This window comes from Aeromicrobium panaciterrae, assembly GCF_031457275.1.
GTDB lineage: Bacteria > Actinomycetota > Actinomycetes > Propionibacteriales > Nocardioidaceae > Aeromicrobium > Aeromicrobium panaciterrae_A.
Genome location: NZ_JAVDWH010000001.1, coordinates 1 through 15949 on the forward strand (window position 1 = coordinate 1; position 15949 = coordinate 15949).

General features: G+C 64.5%; 13 protein-coding genes. 3 read left to right on the forward strand and 10 right to left on the reverse strand.

Translation table 11 applies throughout. From position 1 onward, the window contains the following. Positions 1 to 166 precede the first annotated feature (166 nt). Together J2X11_RS00005 and J2X11_RS00010 are read right to left on the reverse strand one after the other, a co-directional pair. Complete coding sequence (locus J2X11_RS00005) at positions 167 to 1705, reverse strand: NAD(P)/FAD-dependent oxidoreductase (protein WP_309964955.1); 1539 nt, start codon at positions 1703 to 1705, stop codon at positions 167 to 169. Positions 1706 to 1754: 49 nt separating this feature from the next. Beyond that, positions 1755 to 2681, reverse strand: coding sequence for a hypothetical protein (locus tag J2X11_RS00010; protein WP_309964958.1), 927 nt, complete (start codon positions 2679 to 2681; stop codon positions 1755 to 1757). A gap of 186 nt (positions 2682 to 2867) precedes the next feature. On the opposite strand from J2X11_RS00010, the gene J2X11_RS00015 reads away from it, so the two are divergent. Continuing rightward, entirely contained in the window at positions 2868 to 3335 is a 468-nt protein-coding gene (locus J2X11_RS00015; RefSeq protein WP_309964961.1) for a hypothetical protein, read from the forward strand. 70 nt (positions 3336 to 3405) lie between these two features. On the opposite strand, the gene J2X11_RS00020 is transcribed toward J2X11_RS00015, so the two are convergent. The 5 genes from J2X11_RS00020 to J2X11_RS00040 all read right to left on the reverse strand — a co-directional run bounded on the left by J2X11_RS00020 (position 3406) and on the right by J2X11_RS00040 (position 9494). Further along, entirely contained in the window at positions 3406 to 4971 is a 1566-nt protein-coding gene (locus tag J2X11_RS00020) for an FAD-dependent oxidoreductase (RefSeq protein ID WP_309964964.1), read from the reverse strand. Next, the gene (locus tag J2X11_RS00025) at positions 4968 to 5834 is read right to left on the reverse strand and encodes an FAD:protein FMN transferase (protein WP_309964967.1); all 867 of its coding nucleotides are present in this window, start codon (positions 5832 to 5834) and stop codon (positions 4968 to 4970) included. The genes J2X11_RS00020 and J2X11_RS00025 overlap by 4 nt, the downstream gene beginning before the upstream one ends. Further along, positions 5821 to 6276 (reverse strand): FMN-binding protein, encoded by a 456-nt coding sequence (locus J2X11_RS00030; RefSeq protein ID WP_309964969.1) that lies wholly within the window; start codon positions 6274 to 6276, stop codon positions 5821 to 5823. The genes J2X11_RS00025 and J2X11_RS00030 overlap by 14 nt, the downstream gene beginning before the upstream one ends. Before the next feature lie 88 nt (positions 6277 to 6364). After that, entirely contained in the window at positions 6365 to 7765 is a 1401-nt protein-coding gene (locus J2X11_RS00035) for a phytoene desaturase family protein (protein WP_309964972.1), read from the reverse strand. A gap of 10 nt (positions 7766 to 7775) precedes the next feature. After that, the gene (locus J2X11_RS00040; RefSeq protein ID WP_309964974.1) at positions 7776 to 9494 is read right to left on the reverse strand and encodes a DUF3556 domain-containing protein; all 1719 of its coding nucleotides are present in this window, start codon (positions 9492 to 9494) and stop codon (positions 7776 to 7778) included. Between the two features lie 158 nt (positions 9495 to 9652). On the opposite strand from J2X11_RS00040, the gene J2X11_RS00045 reads away from it, so the two are divergent. Next, positions 9653 to 11005 (forward strand): FAD-dependent oxidoreductase, encoded by a 1353-nt coding sequence (locus J2X11_RS00045; protein ID WP_309964977.1) that lies wholly within the window; start codon positions 9653 to 9655, stop codon positions 11003 to 11005. Positions 11006 to 11017: 12 nt separating this feature from the next. Here J2X11_RS00045 and menB read toward each other — a convergent pair whose 3' ends face one another. From menB to J2X11_RS00060, 3 genes are read right to left on the reverse strand one after another with little or no spacing between them, the layout of a single operon-like run. Next, the gene (gene menB / locus J2X11_RS00050) at positions 11018 to 11851 is read right to left on the reverse strand and encodes a 1,4-dihydroxy-2-naphthoyl-CoA synthase (protein WP_309964981.1); all 834 of its coding nucleotides are present in this window, start codon (positions 11849 to 11851) and stop codon (positions 11018 to 11020) included. 34 nt (positions 11852 to 11885) lie between these two features. Beyond that, positions 11886 to 12287, reverse strand: coding sequence for a hypothetical protein (locus J2X11_RS00055; protein WP_309964984.1), 402 nt, complete (start codon positions 12285 to 12287; stop codon positions 11886 to 11888). A 53-nt stretch (positions 12288 to 12340) separates the two neighbouring features. Beyond that, positions 12341 to 14332, reverse strand: coding sequence for an SDR family oxidoreductase (locus J2X11_RS00060; RefSeq protein ID WP_309964987.1), 1992 nt, complete (start codon positions 14330 to 14332; stop codon positions 12341 to 12343). An 83-nt stretch (positions 14333 to 14415) separates the two neighbouring features. On the opposite strand from J2X11_RS00060, the gene J2X11_RS00065 reads away from it, so the two are divergent. Beyond that, positions 14416 to 15948, forward strand: a complete 1533-nt coding sequence (locus tag J2X11_RS00065) for an AMP-binding protein (RefSeq protein ID WP_309964990.1) — start codon at positions 14416 to 14418, stop codon at positions 15946 to 15948. The last annotated feature ends 1 nt before the right edge of the window (position 15949 follow it).

Consider the following 15949-nt stretch of genomic DNA (forward strand, 5'->3'; position numbering starts at 1 on the left):
TCCAGACCGTCGATGGAGTCAGACCTCGACCACGAGATTCCCAGACCTGACGGTCCGACCAACGGCACCAACCTCCGGGCACTCTGCCGAAGGCATCACAACATCAAAACCCATCAGATCGCCGAACCAACCGACTTCACCATGCGCGACCAAGCCGCCTGAAGCTCTAAGAGCGCTTCGCGGGGGACTTCTTCGCGGCTGTATTGGCGGGTGCCTTCTTCGCCGGCGTCTTCTTGGCTGCTGCCTTCGCGGGAGCCTTCTTCGCAGGAGCCTTGGCTGCTGCCTTCGCGGGAGCCTTCTTCGCAGGAGCCTTGGCTGCTGGCTTCGCGGCTGCCTTCTTGGTCGTGGCCTTCTTGGCGGCCGCCGTGGCCTTCTTCGCCAGCGACAGCGACTTGCCCTCGCCGTACTGCTGCTCGAGCGCGCGCACGGTCGTCGGGTTGTTGGCCATGACCAGCGGAGTCTCACCGACGATCGCGTTGTGGCTGCCCCAAGCGAGGTACTTGGCAGTCAGGTTGATCATCGTGGCGAAGCGGTTGCGGTTGCCGAGCAACGTCGCAACGTGGAGCGCCACCCAGATGAACCAGGCCGGGAAGCCCTTGAGGCGAGGCAGGCCCTTGATTTGCGCGATCGCAGACGCGCGACCAATCGTGGCCATCGTGCCCTTGTCCTTGTACTTGAACTTCTTCATGCCCTTGCCGTCCTGGGCACGGTCAATCAGCTTGGCGACGTGCTTGCCGGCCTGGATCGCCGGCTGCGCCAGCTGCGGCAGCGGATCGGGGCTGATCGCGACGTCACCGATCGCGTAGACATCCTTGAGACCCTCGACATCCCAGTCGTCACCGGTCACGATGCGACCGCCGCGGCCCTGCGGGAGGTTCCAGTCCTGGATTGTGGCGTGCGCGGTAATGCCGCTGGCCCACACAACGATGCCTGCCTGGAGGAACTCCTCCTTGTCGCCCTTGGCGATCACCACACCATCGCTGCGTACTTCCTTGACCGTGGTCTCGAGGCGCAGGTCAACATCGCGCTTCTCGAGAGCCTTGCGGGCGTACTCGCGCAGGTTGGGGTGGAACGGAGCCAGAACGTGGGGGCCCATCTCGATCAACGTGATGTGCATCTTCTTGGGGTCGAGCTCGGGGTAGGTCGTCGGCATGTCGTTGTTGCGCAGCTCGGCGAAGGCGCCAGCCGTCTCAACGCCGGTCGCGCCACCGCCGACGACGATGATGCGCAGGTCCTCGTCGGTGCGGTTGATCACGGCGTTCTCGAGCGCGGCAAACATACGGTCACGAACGGCAAGTGCCTGCGAGCGCTTGTAGAGCGGCATCGCGAACTCTTCAGCACCGGGCACGCCGAAGAAGTTGGTCGTGACACCCGCGGCGATGATCAGGTGGTCGTACGAGACGGTAAGCCCGCTCTCGAGGCCCAGCGTCTTGTTGACGTGGTCCATCGTGAGGACCGTGCCCTTCATGAAACGCACGTTCTTCTGCTTGGCGCGGATCGCGCGCAGGAACCAAGTGACGTCGCCGGGGTTGAGGCTGGCGGTCGCAACTTGGTAGAGCAACGGCTGGAAGGTGTTGTACGTGTGGCGGTCGATCAGCGTGACGTCAACGTTGGCTCGCTTCAGCTTGCGGACGGCTGCGATTCCACCGAATCCGCCTCCGACTACGACTACGTGCGGACGCTGGGACGGGGAACTCTGGGCCATGACTTCAGTTTATCGGTGAGATGTCAGTGCACTGAAATCCGCGGGTGCCCTATGCGCCCTGGGGCTGCCTGCGTCGCAGTTGGACCAGCACGAACACGGCCGCGGCCGTCCATGGCCAGCCCACTCCGACGAACACAAATGACACCGGAACGGACACCGCAGCGAGCACGATCGTCGCGGTACGCGCACGCGGAACACCCCGCAGCATCAGTGCCGCCGCTGTGCACGCCAGGACCGCGAGAACCCCACATACGACGAAGAAGATGAACATCCAGGTGACGAAATCCGATGGAGCGATCCCGTACTCGTCAAGCATCTTCTTGGTCGATCCCTTGGAGAGGGAGTCGACATATGAGTCGCGTGCCGTCACGTAGATCAATGCGTAGTACACGGAGAACATCAGGACCAGCCACGACGCAATCAGCGCCACCAGACCGGCGATGCGTACGGACTTGGGCTGTTCCAACGGAACAGCCGGAGCAGCGACAGGACCTGCAATCGGCGAACCGGGCACCGGAGGAACCGCGGGGCGCACGACGCCGTTCTTTGCGTCGAACCACGCTCGGGAATCCGGCGACCACAACTGGGTCGCGCAGACGACGGCGAGCACAGCAGGCAGCATGCCTGCCAACCCACCAATACCGATGAATCCCACAAACGCGAGCCCACACATCACGGTCAGGCTCACCCGCGAGATTCGGTCGCCGCGAGTTGTGAACACGGCGAACACCACTCCGGCGATGGTCAAGACCACCACGGCGTACGCCGCACGGCGCAGCCACTCAATGGCTTGGGAAACCGTGAGGTCAACGCCGTCGAATGCTGGATCGTCGAGCACGTCCCGAACGCCATCCTGCAGCTCGATCGAGCCCCAGTTGGACAGGGCTGAGGTGACGCTGCCGAAGACGATCAGGCTGGTCAGCCCGATAAAGATGCAGGCCATCGTCACGGATGGGGGTCTGCGCAGCTCGCTCACCCGTTCATCCCACCACACCGCCCAAGTGGCTCAAAAAAAAGATCCTCGGAAAAGTTGTAAGGACCTGTGGGGTCTGTGGCTCCTACCTACAAGCAACACCACAGACCAACTCAAAAACACACCACCAAAAACACACCACCAAAACCACACCACCAAAACCACACCACCAAAACCACAGGAGAAATCATGAACCGCATCATCCGCAACCTCGTCATCGCAGTCCCGCTCGCCACTGTCGGTTTCACCATGGTCAACGCGACCGCAGCCACTGCTGGTCCCAACGACCAGGACCTCCCCATCGTCATCAAGCCCAAGGGTGGAGACCCTGAGCCCAAGCCAGACTTCCCCATCAAGGACGCACCCAAGCCGAACAAGCCCAAGCCGCAGCCCAAGCCGGCCCCGAAGCCGCAGGTTGTTGTTCCCCAGGCTGACGTCGTTGAAGAGAAGAAGGTCGTCAAGGTCATCAGCGCCAAGGGTTCGCCTGACTCGATCGATCGCAGCGAGAACCTCTTCGTCGCCGGTCCGGCCGAGACTGAACTGGTCGCCGATGACAGCGACAACAGTGGACTCGACATCACCTGGCTGCTCGTCGGCGGCGGAGTCGTCACCGCCTCGGGTATCGCGTTCGCAGCCCGCAAGCGCGCCAATGCTTGATCTTGGGCAAGCCTGAACAACCCAAAGGAAGGGCCCCGCACCAACACGGTGCGGGGCCTTTCGCTTGTGCTCAGTAGCCGGTGAAGTAGTCCGTCTTCACGCGCTTGCAGCGCTTGACCAGTCCCGCGCGTACGGCGTTGACCATGGCGGGAGGTCCCGAGATGTAGGCAAGCCGTCGATCCAGATCCGGCACTGCTGTCGCTACCAGGTCGACCGATACGAACGGCGCTTCAACGTGACGCCACAGAGTCGGTAGCTGTTCCGGGGCGACTGGTGACACGATCACAACCCGGAATCCAGCCAGCACGTCGGCGTACGGGATCTCTTCTGGTGACGTGACGCCGTAGACAAGCACCGCATCGCGCTTCGGCTCGTGAAGGAGTTGGCTGATGAACGGGGTGATGCCGATGCCGCCGGCGATCAGCACCACAGGAACGGATGGATCCTTCGGAAGTACGAAGTCGCCGCCGACACCGGTGGCGTGGATGCGATCGCCCGGCTTGAGATCAACCATGGCCCGCTTGAAGCTCGACGACTTCTCGGGCACGCGGAGGGCGAAGGTGACGTTGCCATCTGCACCCGGCGGCGAGGAGATGCTGAACGAGCGCCGCAGGCCTCTGCCGTCCGAGCCTTTGTGCGGGAGGGTCAGCTCGGCGAACTGACCGGGCCGGAACGCCACAGGCCGCTTCGGCTTGAACGTGAACTCATGCGTCTCAGGGGTCAGCTGGCGCTTGGCAACGAGGTCGAGGGCCACGCCACGACGACGAGAGAACGCGAAGGCGACCAGGTTGCCGACGAGCAGTGAGAGTTCCTGCGGCTGACCCATGGCCCAGCCCAGGTCCGGCGGAGTGTCCGTAAGCAGCGTGATGTAGCTCGGGTACGCGAACACCAGCGCCACAACCGCCGCGACGATGAGTTGCTGTTTGCGACGCGGCGGCAGGGTGAGCGGCTCGCTCAGCATGAAGCCGGCCAGGAAGATGACGGGATAGGACTTGAACGTTGATTCGATCGCATTGCCGAGGCCCGGGGTGCGGTCATTGAGTGCGACAACGGTCAGCACAGCTGCGAGCAGGATGAACAGCAGACCGACATCGATCCGCCGCGTACGCCACAGGACCAGGAACGCGCCGACCACGACGAACGGCAGCATCTTGTCGCTGGCCGCCGACTGCCAGATCGCCGTCGTTCCGAAGTCGCGGCCCGCAATCTGCTGCGCCGCGTACACAATGAACGCGCCCGCGGCGGCCGGGTTGAAGATGTGTCGCCCGCGCCAGGCAAGCACGTACTTCGAGAGATTGGCGAGCGCAGCCGCGGCGGCCAACCACAGGTAGCTGTCCACGTCGGTGAACAGCATCGGCACGAACAGGAAGAACAGCAGCAGACCGGTGATGATCGAGGACTCGCTGTGCGGCTTGATGCGCCAGATCAGCGCGAAGATTCGGTTGGACCCGTACGAGACCACCAGCAGCACGGCGAGAGAGATGAGCTCGTGCTTGACCGAGACCCCGTCGATCACCCCAGTCGCCGAGAAGAGGATGTAGATCGCCGCCAGCACGCTGAGCACGATCGTGACGAGGCGATACATCGTCACCCGCCCGAGCTGACGGTCCAGCAGATCTCTGACCTTGTCGATCATGCGAACACCTCTCCGGGGAACTCCGGCGACCACTCGACGCGGCCGTCGGCGTGCATGCGTACAAACTCGTAGGTGAAACGTGGCATGAGCTGGGCTGGTTCGGCAAGGAACAGCGCGGTGGCAAGACCGTCGGCAAGCATGCAGGAGTCAGCAATTACCCACGTGGCGATGATGTCGCCAGTCGGCCGACCCGTACGCCCGTCGAGCACGTGATGCAAGCCATCGCCCCACGCGCGACGGTTGGTCGCCGACGCGCACAGCGCCTGACCCGCGGCGAGCTCGGCCACACCGATCGCCCGCGATGTGTCGGCTGGATGCTCCAGCGCGATGCGCAGCGCTTTGTCCGATCTGTGGAGCATGTCGCCGCTGCCGTCGACCGTGTACGAGTCGACGCCCGCGCCCTCGAGAACGTCTCCGAGCAGGTCAACCAGCAAGCCCTTTCCGGCGGCGCCGACATCGAGCAGCACGGGCGAGAGGTTCGTGAGGAACGGGCGGTGCCATGCAATCGCATCCCACGACGGAACAGGTGCCGGATCGGCTTGTTCGGTCAGCGAGTAGTTCGCGTCATAGCCAAGATCAGCCAGCGCTCGCCCGATCAACGGCGTGACCGCCCCGTCGGTGATCTCGTACAACTCCGCATAGAGGCGAAGCAGCTTGTCCGCCTCGTCCGGAAGCTCCCACGTACCGCCTGATCGGGCGATCTGGCTGACCAGCGAGTCGTCGCGAAAACGCGACCAGGCGGCATCGAATGACTCGATGCGCGCCGTGATCGCGTCGCGTGTCTCTGGAGTGAGCGGCGAGGCGGTGTCGATCTGCCAGGCCGTGCCTATCGCCTCGAACTGCCAGGCGTCAGGCGGTGGCATCAGCCTTGATCTGTTCGATCGCTTGGTTGAAGCCCTGCGAGGTCAGCGATGATCCGGAGACCTTGCTGATGTCGAGCTCGTCGATGCTCTTGCCGACCGCCGCGGGGGCGATTCCACTGGCGAACTTCTGCTGGAAGCCCTTCGACGTGCCGTTCGTAGCCTCGGGAGTGACCTTGACGACGGAGATCACGCCATCGGCGAGCGTGACCTCAACCTTGACCTTCGACACGCCGGCCGGGTTGGAGTACTCGGCCTCGGCCTCGTAGACACCGTCTTTGTACGTGCCGGTGGACGAAGTGCTGTCAGTGGCGGTCGACGACGTCGCGGACGTAGTTGGAGACGTATCGGCGGGATCACTACCGCCGCCGCACGCCGCCGTGAGCAGCAGCACCGACGCCGCAGCCGTCGCGGAGAGGAACTTCTTGTGAGTGGGGAGCTTCATCGGTCGGACTCCTGGGTCGTGGACTGATCGGTGACGTTTCATTGGGTAGAACGAGAGTGCTCTGGGGTGAGTTCCTGCTTCGCCATCTTCACAGGTTGGCCACAGCATGGGTAGCGGCGCGGAATCCGCCCATGCCGTGCACACCCGCGCCGGGAGGCGTCGACGCCGAGCAGAGGTAGAGCCCCTTGATGCCCAGCGAGTATGGATTGGGCGACAGTCGCGGACGCATCACGACTTGCCATGCGTCGTTGGCGCCGCCAGCGATGTCACCGCCGAGGTAGTTGGAGTTGTGCGCTTCAAGCTGCGCCGGTCCACTCACGGCCTGCGCCACGATGCGCTCGCGGAAACCTGGCGCGAACCGCTCGATCTGCGCGATCAGGGCTTCGGTCGCATCGCCGGTGTAGCCCTGCGGCACGTGCGCGTACGCCCACACGGGGTGCACGTCGCCGACCGAACGACCCGGATCGGCGAGGTACTGCTGACATACGAGGAGGAAGGGGCGTTCCGGCATACGGCCGGCGGCGACTTCCTTCTCCGCCGCGTTGAGCTGCTCGAACGTGCCGGCAACATGGACCGTGCCAGCCTTGCGTGCCCACTCATTGGTCCACGGGACGCCGCCGTCGACGGCGAAGTCGACTTTGAAGACACCTGGGCCCCGACGCCACTTCTTGAACGGGCGCTGCACCCGTCCCGGCAACTCATCGCCGACGATCTTGAGCACGCTGTCGGGGGTCGTGTCGAACATGACGATGTCGGCCTGGGGTCGTTCGGTCACCCGATGACCCGTCTCGATCTTGCCGCCGTGCTGCGTGATCTCGGCAGCCAGCGCGCTCGCAATCGAAGCAGAACCACCCTTGGCGACAGGCCACCCATACGCATGGCTCGTCATGCCAAACATCAGTCCGAGACCGCCGGTGGTCGGCTTGTTGAGCGGGTGGATCGCGTGCGCTGCGAGTCCGGCGAACAGGCCACGAGCTTCATCCGTCTTCCAGCGACGCGCAATCCACGAGGCCGGCTGCATCGCGCGTGCACCGAAGCCCGCCAGCATGAACGGGTGCTTCGGTACGTGAACGATCGGCCGGAACAGCTCGTCGATCAGCGCATCACTGTTCTTGACCAGCGGGGCGTAGAGCTTGCGCCAGGCATCGCCGTCCGCGTCGAGCATCTCGGCGGTGCGATCGAGGTCGCGAAACATGACGCCGGCACGACCGCCGTCGATCGGGTGCGCGGCGTCGACTTCGGGCCACAGCCACTCGAGTCCGTGGCGCTCCAGCTCGAGCGACCGGAAGAACGGTGACGCCACAGCCGTCGGATGCGTCGCCGAGCAGATGTCGTGCACGAGTCCGGGGATCGTGAGCTCTCCCGAGCGCATCCCTCCACCGATCTCGTCCTCGGCTTCCAGCACCGTCACGCCGACACCGGCGCGCGCGAGCACGACACCGGCGGCAAGCCCGTTGGGGCCGGAGCCCACGACGACGGCAGTAGTCATGTGTTCGAGCCTACGGGCGGTGCACGTTGTTGAACGGCAGGGAGCCGTCCCACGGCTGCCGAGTCAGCATCTCGGCGACCTCGACCTCACCGGTCTCGATCACTCCGGTTGCCGCATCGACGATGCGGTAGCGCTGGACCGGGCGGAAGAACGGCGGCGACTCCATCATGATGACGCGCAGTTCACCCGGCTCGAATTGGCACTGGTCCTGGATCGCGGCAAGCAACGCTTCACCGTGCAGGTGGCCATCACCGAAGTTCCAACCGATCGCCGATCCGGCCACCATCTCGCCGTCAAAGATCGTCCGCTTCTCGTGATCCTCAGCCGCGTGCGGGTAGAGCCCCACCATGGCACGCCCGTGCGTATGGAGCCCACGCCAAGCGCCCAGCTTGCCGATCATCAGGTCGACCGTGTCCTCGTCGTACAGCTTGGCCAGCTGGCGATGCGGGAGCTGTGCCGACTTGGTGACCTTGGCGGCGTACGTGTCCTCGGCGCCTTCGGCGAACAGCCAGACCGACGTTGCCCACGTACCGGCGTAGTAGCGCATCGACGGCAGGAACGAGAACAGGTCAGGACGCAGGTTGCCGGCGACGATCGTCGCGACCACCAGGGCCAACAGCCCATACGGCAGGAAAGGCTCGGTGACATCGGTGAATCCGTACTCGGAGTAGCGGCCGAACAAGAACACGGCGCCGAACATCATCAGGACGTTCCACTCCAATGGCACACCCATGGGGATCGCGCTGAGAATCTGCAGGTGGAACAGGATCATGATGATCAGCGCGATCGTGGTGACCCAGCCACCGCGCGAAAGCAAGAGGATCAGTGGCACGCCGAACTCGATGACGGTGCCACCGTGAGCGAGCGCCCGGGCGAGCAATCCGGGTCGGACGTCGAACTCCGCATCGCGCCAGAGCCGGCGCTTGACCGCCTTGGGCACCAGAGGTGCGTTGCTCATCATCGTGGACACGACGAACGGGAAGTGGCCGTTGAGCTTGGACGTAGCCGCGCCCCACCAGATCGCAACCATGAGCAGCTTGGCGGCCACGATCATGTCGACGAACGGGAACAGGAACACGATCGCCGTGACCCAGTAGTGCTCTGAACGAGCCGCCAGGAAGATCGTCTTGTCGCGGAGTCCCATGATCGGCAGAACGATCAGCAGCGGCAGGAAGCGGGCCGGTTCGATGAGGTTGAAGGCGTCGTCGCCCAGACCGGTCACGGCCCGATCCGCAGGCGAGAGCAGTACGTACACGGCTGCGGCAATCACGCCGAGATAGAGCACAATGTCGACGATCGTGCGGCGCGAACCCGCCGTACCGCGTACGACGTCGGGCCACGGAGGCTGACGGATCGTGCCGGGGCGAAGCCAGTAGAGGAACGTGCCAAGCGGTGGCAGGAAGCGCATCGTCAACGGGCCGAAGCCACAGCCAAAGCCGAGGACTTCGAATAGCAACGTCCAGATGATGACCTTCTGGAAGACGACCGGCTCGAACCACCAGTCGCTCACGTTGCCGAGTCCGCCGATGCCGGGAGTAGAGGCGGCGAACAGCAGGCCGCCAAGGATGTAGAGGCCGATCTTGAGCGTGTAGAGGATGTAGATCGCGTACGGCGTACCGAATCCGTAGATCGCCCAGTGCTGCTGCAGCGCCTTGGTGCGCTCAGCCCGCGACTTGGCTCGCCATTCGTCGACATCAAACTTCGGCAAGGTGGGCGAGATCAGACCCATGACGCTCCTTTGACGATGCAGCCCCCGGCTCCGAACCCTACAAGGTTCTGTGACTCATGCCACATGGATCGCGTTCGCATCGCAAGACACTTTGAGAGAGGCTTGAACCCGCCACTTAGGCTCGCCTAAGAGCTAGCCCTTTCTTCCCAGGAGTGAGCATGACCAGGCAGTTGCGTGTCGCCGTGATCGGCGCCGGTCCCGCAGGTATCTACGCCGCGGACATCCTGACGAAGTCTGAGGTCGACGTCACGATCGACATCATTGATCGCGACCCCACGCCGTTCGGCCTGATCCGCTACGGCGTTGCGCCGGACCACCCGCGCATCAAGGAGATCATCAAGGCGCTCAAGCGCGTGCTCTCCCACGACGGCATCCGCTTCTTTGGCAACGTCAACTACGGCGCCGACCTCAAGCTCGATCACCTGCAGCAGTTCTACGACGCGGTCATCTTCGCGACCGGCGCTCGTGCCGACCGCGATCTCGACATCCCCGGTATCAACCTCAAGGGCTCGTTCGGCTCAGCCGACTTCGTCTACTGGTACGACGGCCACCCCGACGTACCCCGTGACTGGCCATTCGACCCTGCCGCCGAGTCGGTCGCCGTTCTCGGCGTCGGCAACGTTGGGCTCGACGTCGCCCGCATGCTCGCCAAAACAGCCGACGAGCAGCTCGTCACCGAGATCCCGGACAACGTCTACCGCGGACTCAAGGCGAATGCCGCCAAGGACGTCCACGTGTTCGCGCGTCGCGGTCCTGCCCAGGTGAAGTTCACCCCGATGGAGCTGCGCGAGCTGTCGCACTCCCCCAACGTCGACGTCATCGTGCACCCCGAGGGCTTTGAGCTCGACGAGGGTTCGATGGAGGCAATCCGTGGCTCGAAGTCGGTCAAGCTCGTCGTCGACGTGCTGCAGAACTACCTGGCCAAGGAACCGACCGGCGCCGACCACCGCATCCACATCCACTTCTGCCAGAACCCCGTCGAGGTCCTCGGCGAGGACGGGAAGGTGATCGGACTGCGTACCGAGGTCACCGAGCTCGACGGCACCGGCAACGTACGCGGAACCGGCGAGTTCAAGGACTGGCCCGTGCAGGCGGTCTACCGCGCTGTCGGCTACCGCTCCGACAACCTCGCCGGCCTGCCGTTCGACAACGGCACCGCCACGGTTCCCAACGACGGTGGACGCGTCATCGACATCGACGGCGAACCGCTGCCCGGCGCGTACGTCACCGGTTGGATCAAGCGCGGACCCGTCGGCCTGATCGGCCACACCAAGTCCGACGCTGCTCACACGATCGAGCTGCTGCTCGCCGACATCGACAAGCTCGTCGCACCCGAGCAGCCCGAGCGCGAGGCAGTTGATCGCTACCTCGACGGTCGCGGCCTCGAGTACACGACGTGGGACGGCTTCGAGAAGCTCGAAGAGCACGAGATCGCCCTCGGCGAAGCAGTCGGACGTCCGCGCATCAAGGTCGTCCCCCGCGACGAGATGGTCGAAATCTCCCGCGCTTAAGCCCGCTTGGGACTAAGCCCTCTTGGGGAACTGGCTGAAGTCGGGCTTGCGCTTGGCCTTGTAGGCCTCGCGACCTTCCTGCGCCTCGGCGTTGCCGTAGAACAACAAGTTGGTGTCATGCGCCAACTGCTGGATGCCGGCATAGCCGTCTTCGTGCGCGTGGAAGCTCGCCTTGCTCAACCGCAACGCGTACGGGGAGAGCTCGAGCATCTCGCGGCACCACTGGATGGTCTCCGCCTCGAGCTCGGCGAGCGGCACGACCGTGTTGACGAGGCCCATGTCGAGAGCCTGCTGGGCGTCGTACTGACGGCACAGCATCCAGATCTCCTTGGCCTTCTTGGGGCCGACGAGGTCCGACAGAACGCTGGCGCCATAGCCACCGTCGAACGATCCAACCTTGGGACCGACCTGGCCGAAGACGGCGTTGTCTGCAGCAATCGTCAGATCGCATACGAGGTGCAGCACGTGGCCGCCACCGATGGCCCAACCTGCGACCTGGGCAACGATCGGCTTGGGCATGCGTCGCATCTGAACGTGCAGATCCGTCACGTGGAAGCGCCCGACCGCGTTCTCGTCAGTCTTGTAGCCGCTGTCACCGCGTACGCGCTGGTCTCCGCCCGAGCAGAACGCCTTGTCGCCCTGGCCCGTGAGGATGACGACGCCGACCTTCTCGTCCTCGCGTGCAACCGTGAGAGCCAAGCCGATTTCGATGATCGTCTGCGGGCGGAATGCGTTGTGCACCTCGGGCCGGCAGATCGTGATCTTGGCGATGCCTTCGGGCGACGTTTCGTACGAGATGTCCTCGTACTCTCCGGCGGCGGTCCAGGTGACAGGGGCTGTGGTCATCCCGCCACTTTAGTGAGGCCTTAGAACCGCTCGGTCACCGGCGGAGGACCTGGACGTGGCAGGGTCCGCCATCCTTCGGGGCTGGCACCTTCACAATCACGAACTTTGCCGAACCACCCGCCTGGATGTTGGCAAGCTGCTTGGTCTTGGCCTTCTCGTCGCTGCCCGCGGCCTCACCGATGTAGACAGTGACCTGATAGGTCGCCTGCTTCTTGCCGTCGTTGGCGATCGTGCCCGACGCTCGCCACCTGCCCTTGGTGTCCTTGGCGCACCGGAAGAGCGACAACGCCTCGGGCGCCGGCGTACCTGTCGGCGCGGCAATCGTCGCCTTGGCGGTTGCCTTGGTCGCCGTCGCAGTCGCCTTCGGCTCGGGCGTCTCGCCGCCACCACCACAGCCCGCGAGGACCAGGAGCAGGGCGACTGCGAGCGTACGCATGTCTCATCTCACCACGCCGGATCGCACCGAACCCCGCGCGACACGAGTGCTTGTTACCAGTGACCGCCCTTGAGGATGCGAGCCAGCGTCAGCTGCTCGCGGGTCGCGTCCTTGGCGGCGTCGTCGCCGCGTGCCGCTGTTGAGTCGGGGAACAGCTTGTACGCGCGGTTGAGCAGTCGGAACGCCGCGTGTGGTGCGAGCGCGTGACCGATTTCGCCCGCCGTGCCTCCGAGGGTATTGATCTCGTGCGGCTTGTCGCGGATCGCCTTGAGCACCATCTCGGCAGCCTGCGCCGGGCTGATCGCCGGGAAGCGGTCATACAGCTTGGTGGGCGCGATCATCGGCGTACGTACGAGCGGCATGTGGATCGTGGTGAAGGTGACGTTGCGGTCGTACAGCTCCGAGCTCACGACCCGCGTCCACGCATCGAGGGCCGCCTTTGATGCGACATACGCCGAGAAGCGAGGCGCATTGGTCTGCACACCGATCGACGAGACGTTGATGATGTGACCCTTACGGCGCTTCGCCATCGCGGGGGTCAGGCCCATCACGAGTCGGATCGCGCCGAAGTAGTTGAGCTGCATCGTGCGCTCGTAGTCGTGGAAGCGGTCGTACGACAAACGCAGTGAACGACGGATCGATCGGCCGGCGTTGTTGACCAGGAAGTCGATGGCTTCGAAGTCGGTGTTCAGGTTCTTGACCAGCTCATCGATGGCGTCGAGGTCAGCGAGATCGCACGGGTAGGCGTCGGCACTGCCACCACGAGCACGGATCTCGGCGACAGACAGCTCGAGCGCCTCCACACCTCGCGCCACCAGGATCACGTGGGCGCCGAGTGCTGCGAGCCGCAAGGCCGAGGCCTTGCCGATGCCGGACGTCGCACCGGTGATGACGATGGTCGTCCCCTTCACCGCAGCACGCGTTCCGCGGTCGGCGCGGATTGTCGGGTCGAGGTTCTGCTCCCAGTAGTCCCAGATCGCCGAGGCGTACGACTCGAGCGGCGGCACTTCGATGCCGGACTCCGCGAGTGCAGCTGTGGTGGCAGTCGCATCGAACGTCGTCGGCAAGTTGAGGTGGGCGAGCACTTCGGGCGGTACGCCGAGTCGGCCAGTCGTGGCCTGCGCAATCGCGTGACCCGGGCCCGAGTCGACGACCTTGGCGACGACCGAGCTCAAGAACGTGTCGGTGACCCGGTCCGTCACTGCGTTGTCGATCGACAGCTTGATCTGCGGCGCACCCGCGGCCCCGGCCAAGGTCGCCATGACGTCGAGGTTGGACTGAGGTGTCGGGTTGACCAGGTGGAACGCGCGGCCGTCGAGTCCTGGCTGGTGAGCCAGCTCGTTCATCGCCTTCGCGACGAAGTCGACTGGCACGATGTTCGTCTTGCCGAGCCCCGCGGCGGCGAGCGGCAGCCAGGCCGGCAGATGGTCGCGGAGTCCCTTGAGCAGCGGAAGGAAGTAGTAGGGGCCGTCGATCTTGTCGATCTCGCCCGTCTCGGAGTCGCCGACGACGATCGCGGGTCGGTAGACACGCCACGGCATCGTCGCGGTGTCACGTACGAGCTTCTCGGAGCCGAACTTGGTGCGGTGGTAGTCCGACGGGAAGCCCTGGCCCTCGTCGAACATGTCCTCGGTGAACCGGCCGTGGAAGTCGCCGGCAGCGGCGATCGACGAGACCTGATGGAACGTGCCCGCGTTGACTGCCTCTGCCAGCTCAAGCGCATGGCGCGTGCCGTCGAGGTTGAGTGCATCGTTCTCGCGCTTGGATGCGGTCATGTCGTATGACGCCGCGAGATGGAAGACGTGCTTGATCTTGCCGGTGTTCTCGGCAATCCAGTCGTCGCTGACACCCAGGCGCGACTCAGTCAGCTCGCCGGAGACGATCTTCACCCGCGACGAGCGACCCCACTGGTAGGCGAAACGTTCAAGCTTGTCCTCGGAGCCGGGACGGACGAGTACATGGATCGGGCCCTTGCGGGTGGCGACGAGATCAACCAGAAATCGGCGGCCGATGAAGCCTGTGGCGCCAGTGACGAAGTAGGTCATCGGATCACCGTAGGGTCTTTTCGCTGTGACGGGTAAGAATGAGAGCACCGTTACATCGACGATGTCACTTTCCGGAGGCTGCTGTGTTCTTCCCGCTCACCGTGAACGACTTCCTCGATCGCGCGGTGACGGTCTATCCCGACCGCATCGCCGTGATCGACGAGCCCAACCAGCCCGCCGAGTCGTGGGGCGAGGTCACGTACGCCGAGCTCGGCCGTCGCGCACGTGCGCAGGCCGCGTCACTCGACGAGATGGGTGTGCCGGTCGGCGGTCGAGTGGCGATCGTGTCGCAGAACTCCGCGCGGATGCTGACATCGTTCTTCGGCGTCTCCGGATGGGGTCGAGTGCTGGTTCCGGTGAACTTCCGGCTCGCAGTCGCTGAGATCCGCTACATCGTCGAGCACTCCGGCGCCGAGGTGCTGATGGTCGACCCCGACCTGCGCCATCTGGTCGACGAAATCGAGTGCAAGCGGACCTTCGTGCTCGGCGAAGACGATAACGCGATCTGGGGCTCGACCAACGAGCCCGAGCCGTGGGCCGGCGATGAAGGCGCGACAGCGACGATTAACTACACGTCAGGCACCACTGCGAGGCCCAAGGGCGTACAGCTCACCCACCGCAACAACTGGCTCAACGCAGCAGTCTTCGGCTGGCAGGCCTCGGTGTCGGACCGCGATGTCTATCTGCACACGCTGCCGATGTTCCACGCCAACGGCTGGGGCATGCCGTTCACGGCCACCGCAATGGGCGCGACTCACATCGTGCTGCGCCAGGTCGACGGCACCGAGATCCTCAAGCGCATCGAGAAGCATGGCGTCACCTACATGTGCGCTGCTCCAGCAGTGGTCGCCGCGGCACTGGACGGCGCCAAGACCTGGGAAGGCGAGATCCCCGGACGCGACCGCGTACGCATCATCGTCGCTGGCGCTCCCCCGCCGACTCGCACGATCGAGCGCGTACGTGAGGAGCTCGGCTGGGAGTTCATCCAGATCTACGGACTCACCGAGACGGCACCGCTGCTGACGATGTCGCGCATGCGTGCCGAGTGGGATGACCTCGACCCGCACCAGCAGGCCCTCAACCTGGGTCGCGCTGGAGCACCGGCCGTCGGCGTACGCATGAAGATCGACGAGCACGGCGAGGTGTTGGCCCAGTCCAACCACAACCTCGCGTCCTATTGGGACAACCCCGAGGCCACCGCCGAGGCGCAGGCCGGCAACTGGTTCCACACCGGCGACGGTGGCACGTTCGAGGACGGCTACATCTCGATCGCCGACCGCAAGAAGGACGTCATCATCACCGGGGGCGAGAACGTGTCGTCAATCGAGGTTGAGGACGCACTCATGTCACACCCCGCGGTCAGGGAGGTTGCCGTCATCGGCATCCCGGACGAGAAGTGGGGCGAGCTCATCACCGCGTTGATCGTGCTCGATCCTGACGAGCCCACCGTCGACGAGGCGGGGTTGATCGAGCACTGCCGTCAGCACCTGGCGGGCTACAAGTGCCCCAAGCGCATCGAGTTCCGCGACGAATTGGCCCGTACGGCGACCGGCAAGCTCCAGAAGTTCAAGCTTCGCCAGCCGTTCTGGGACGGCCACGACCGCCAGGTCAACTGAC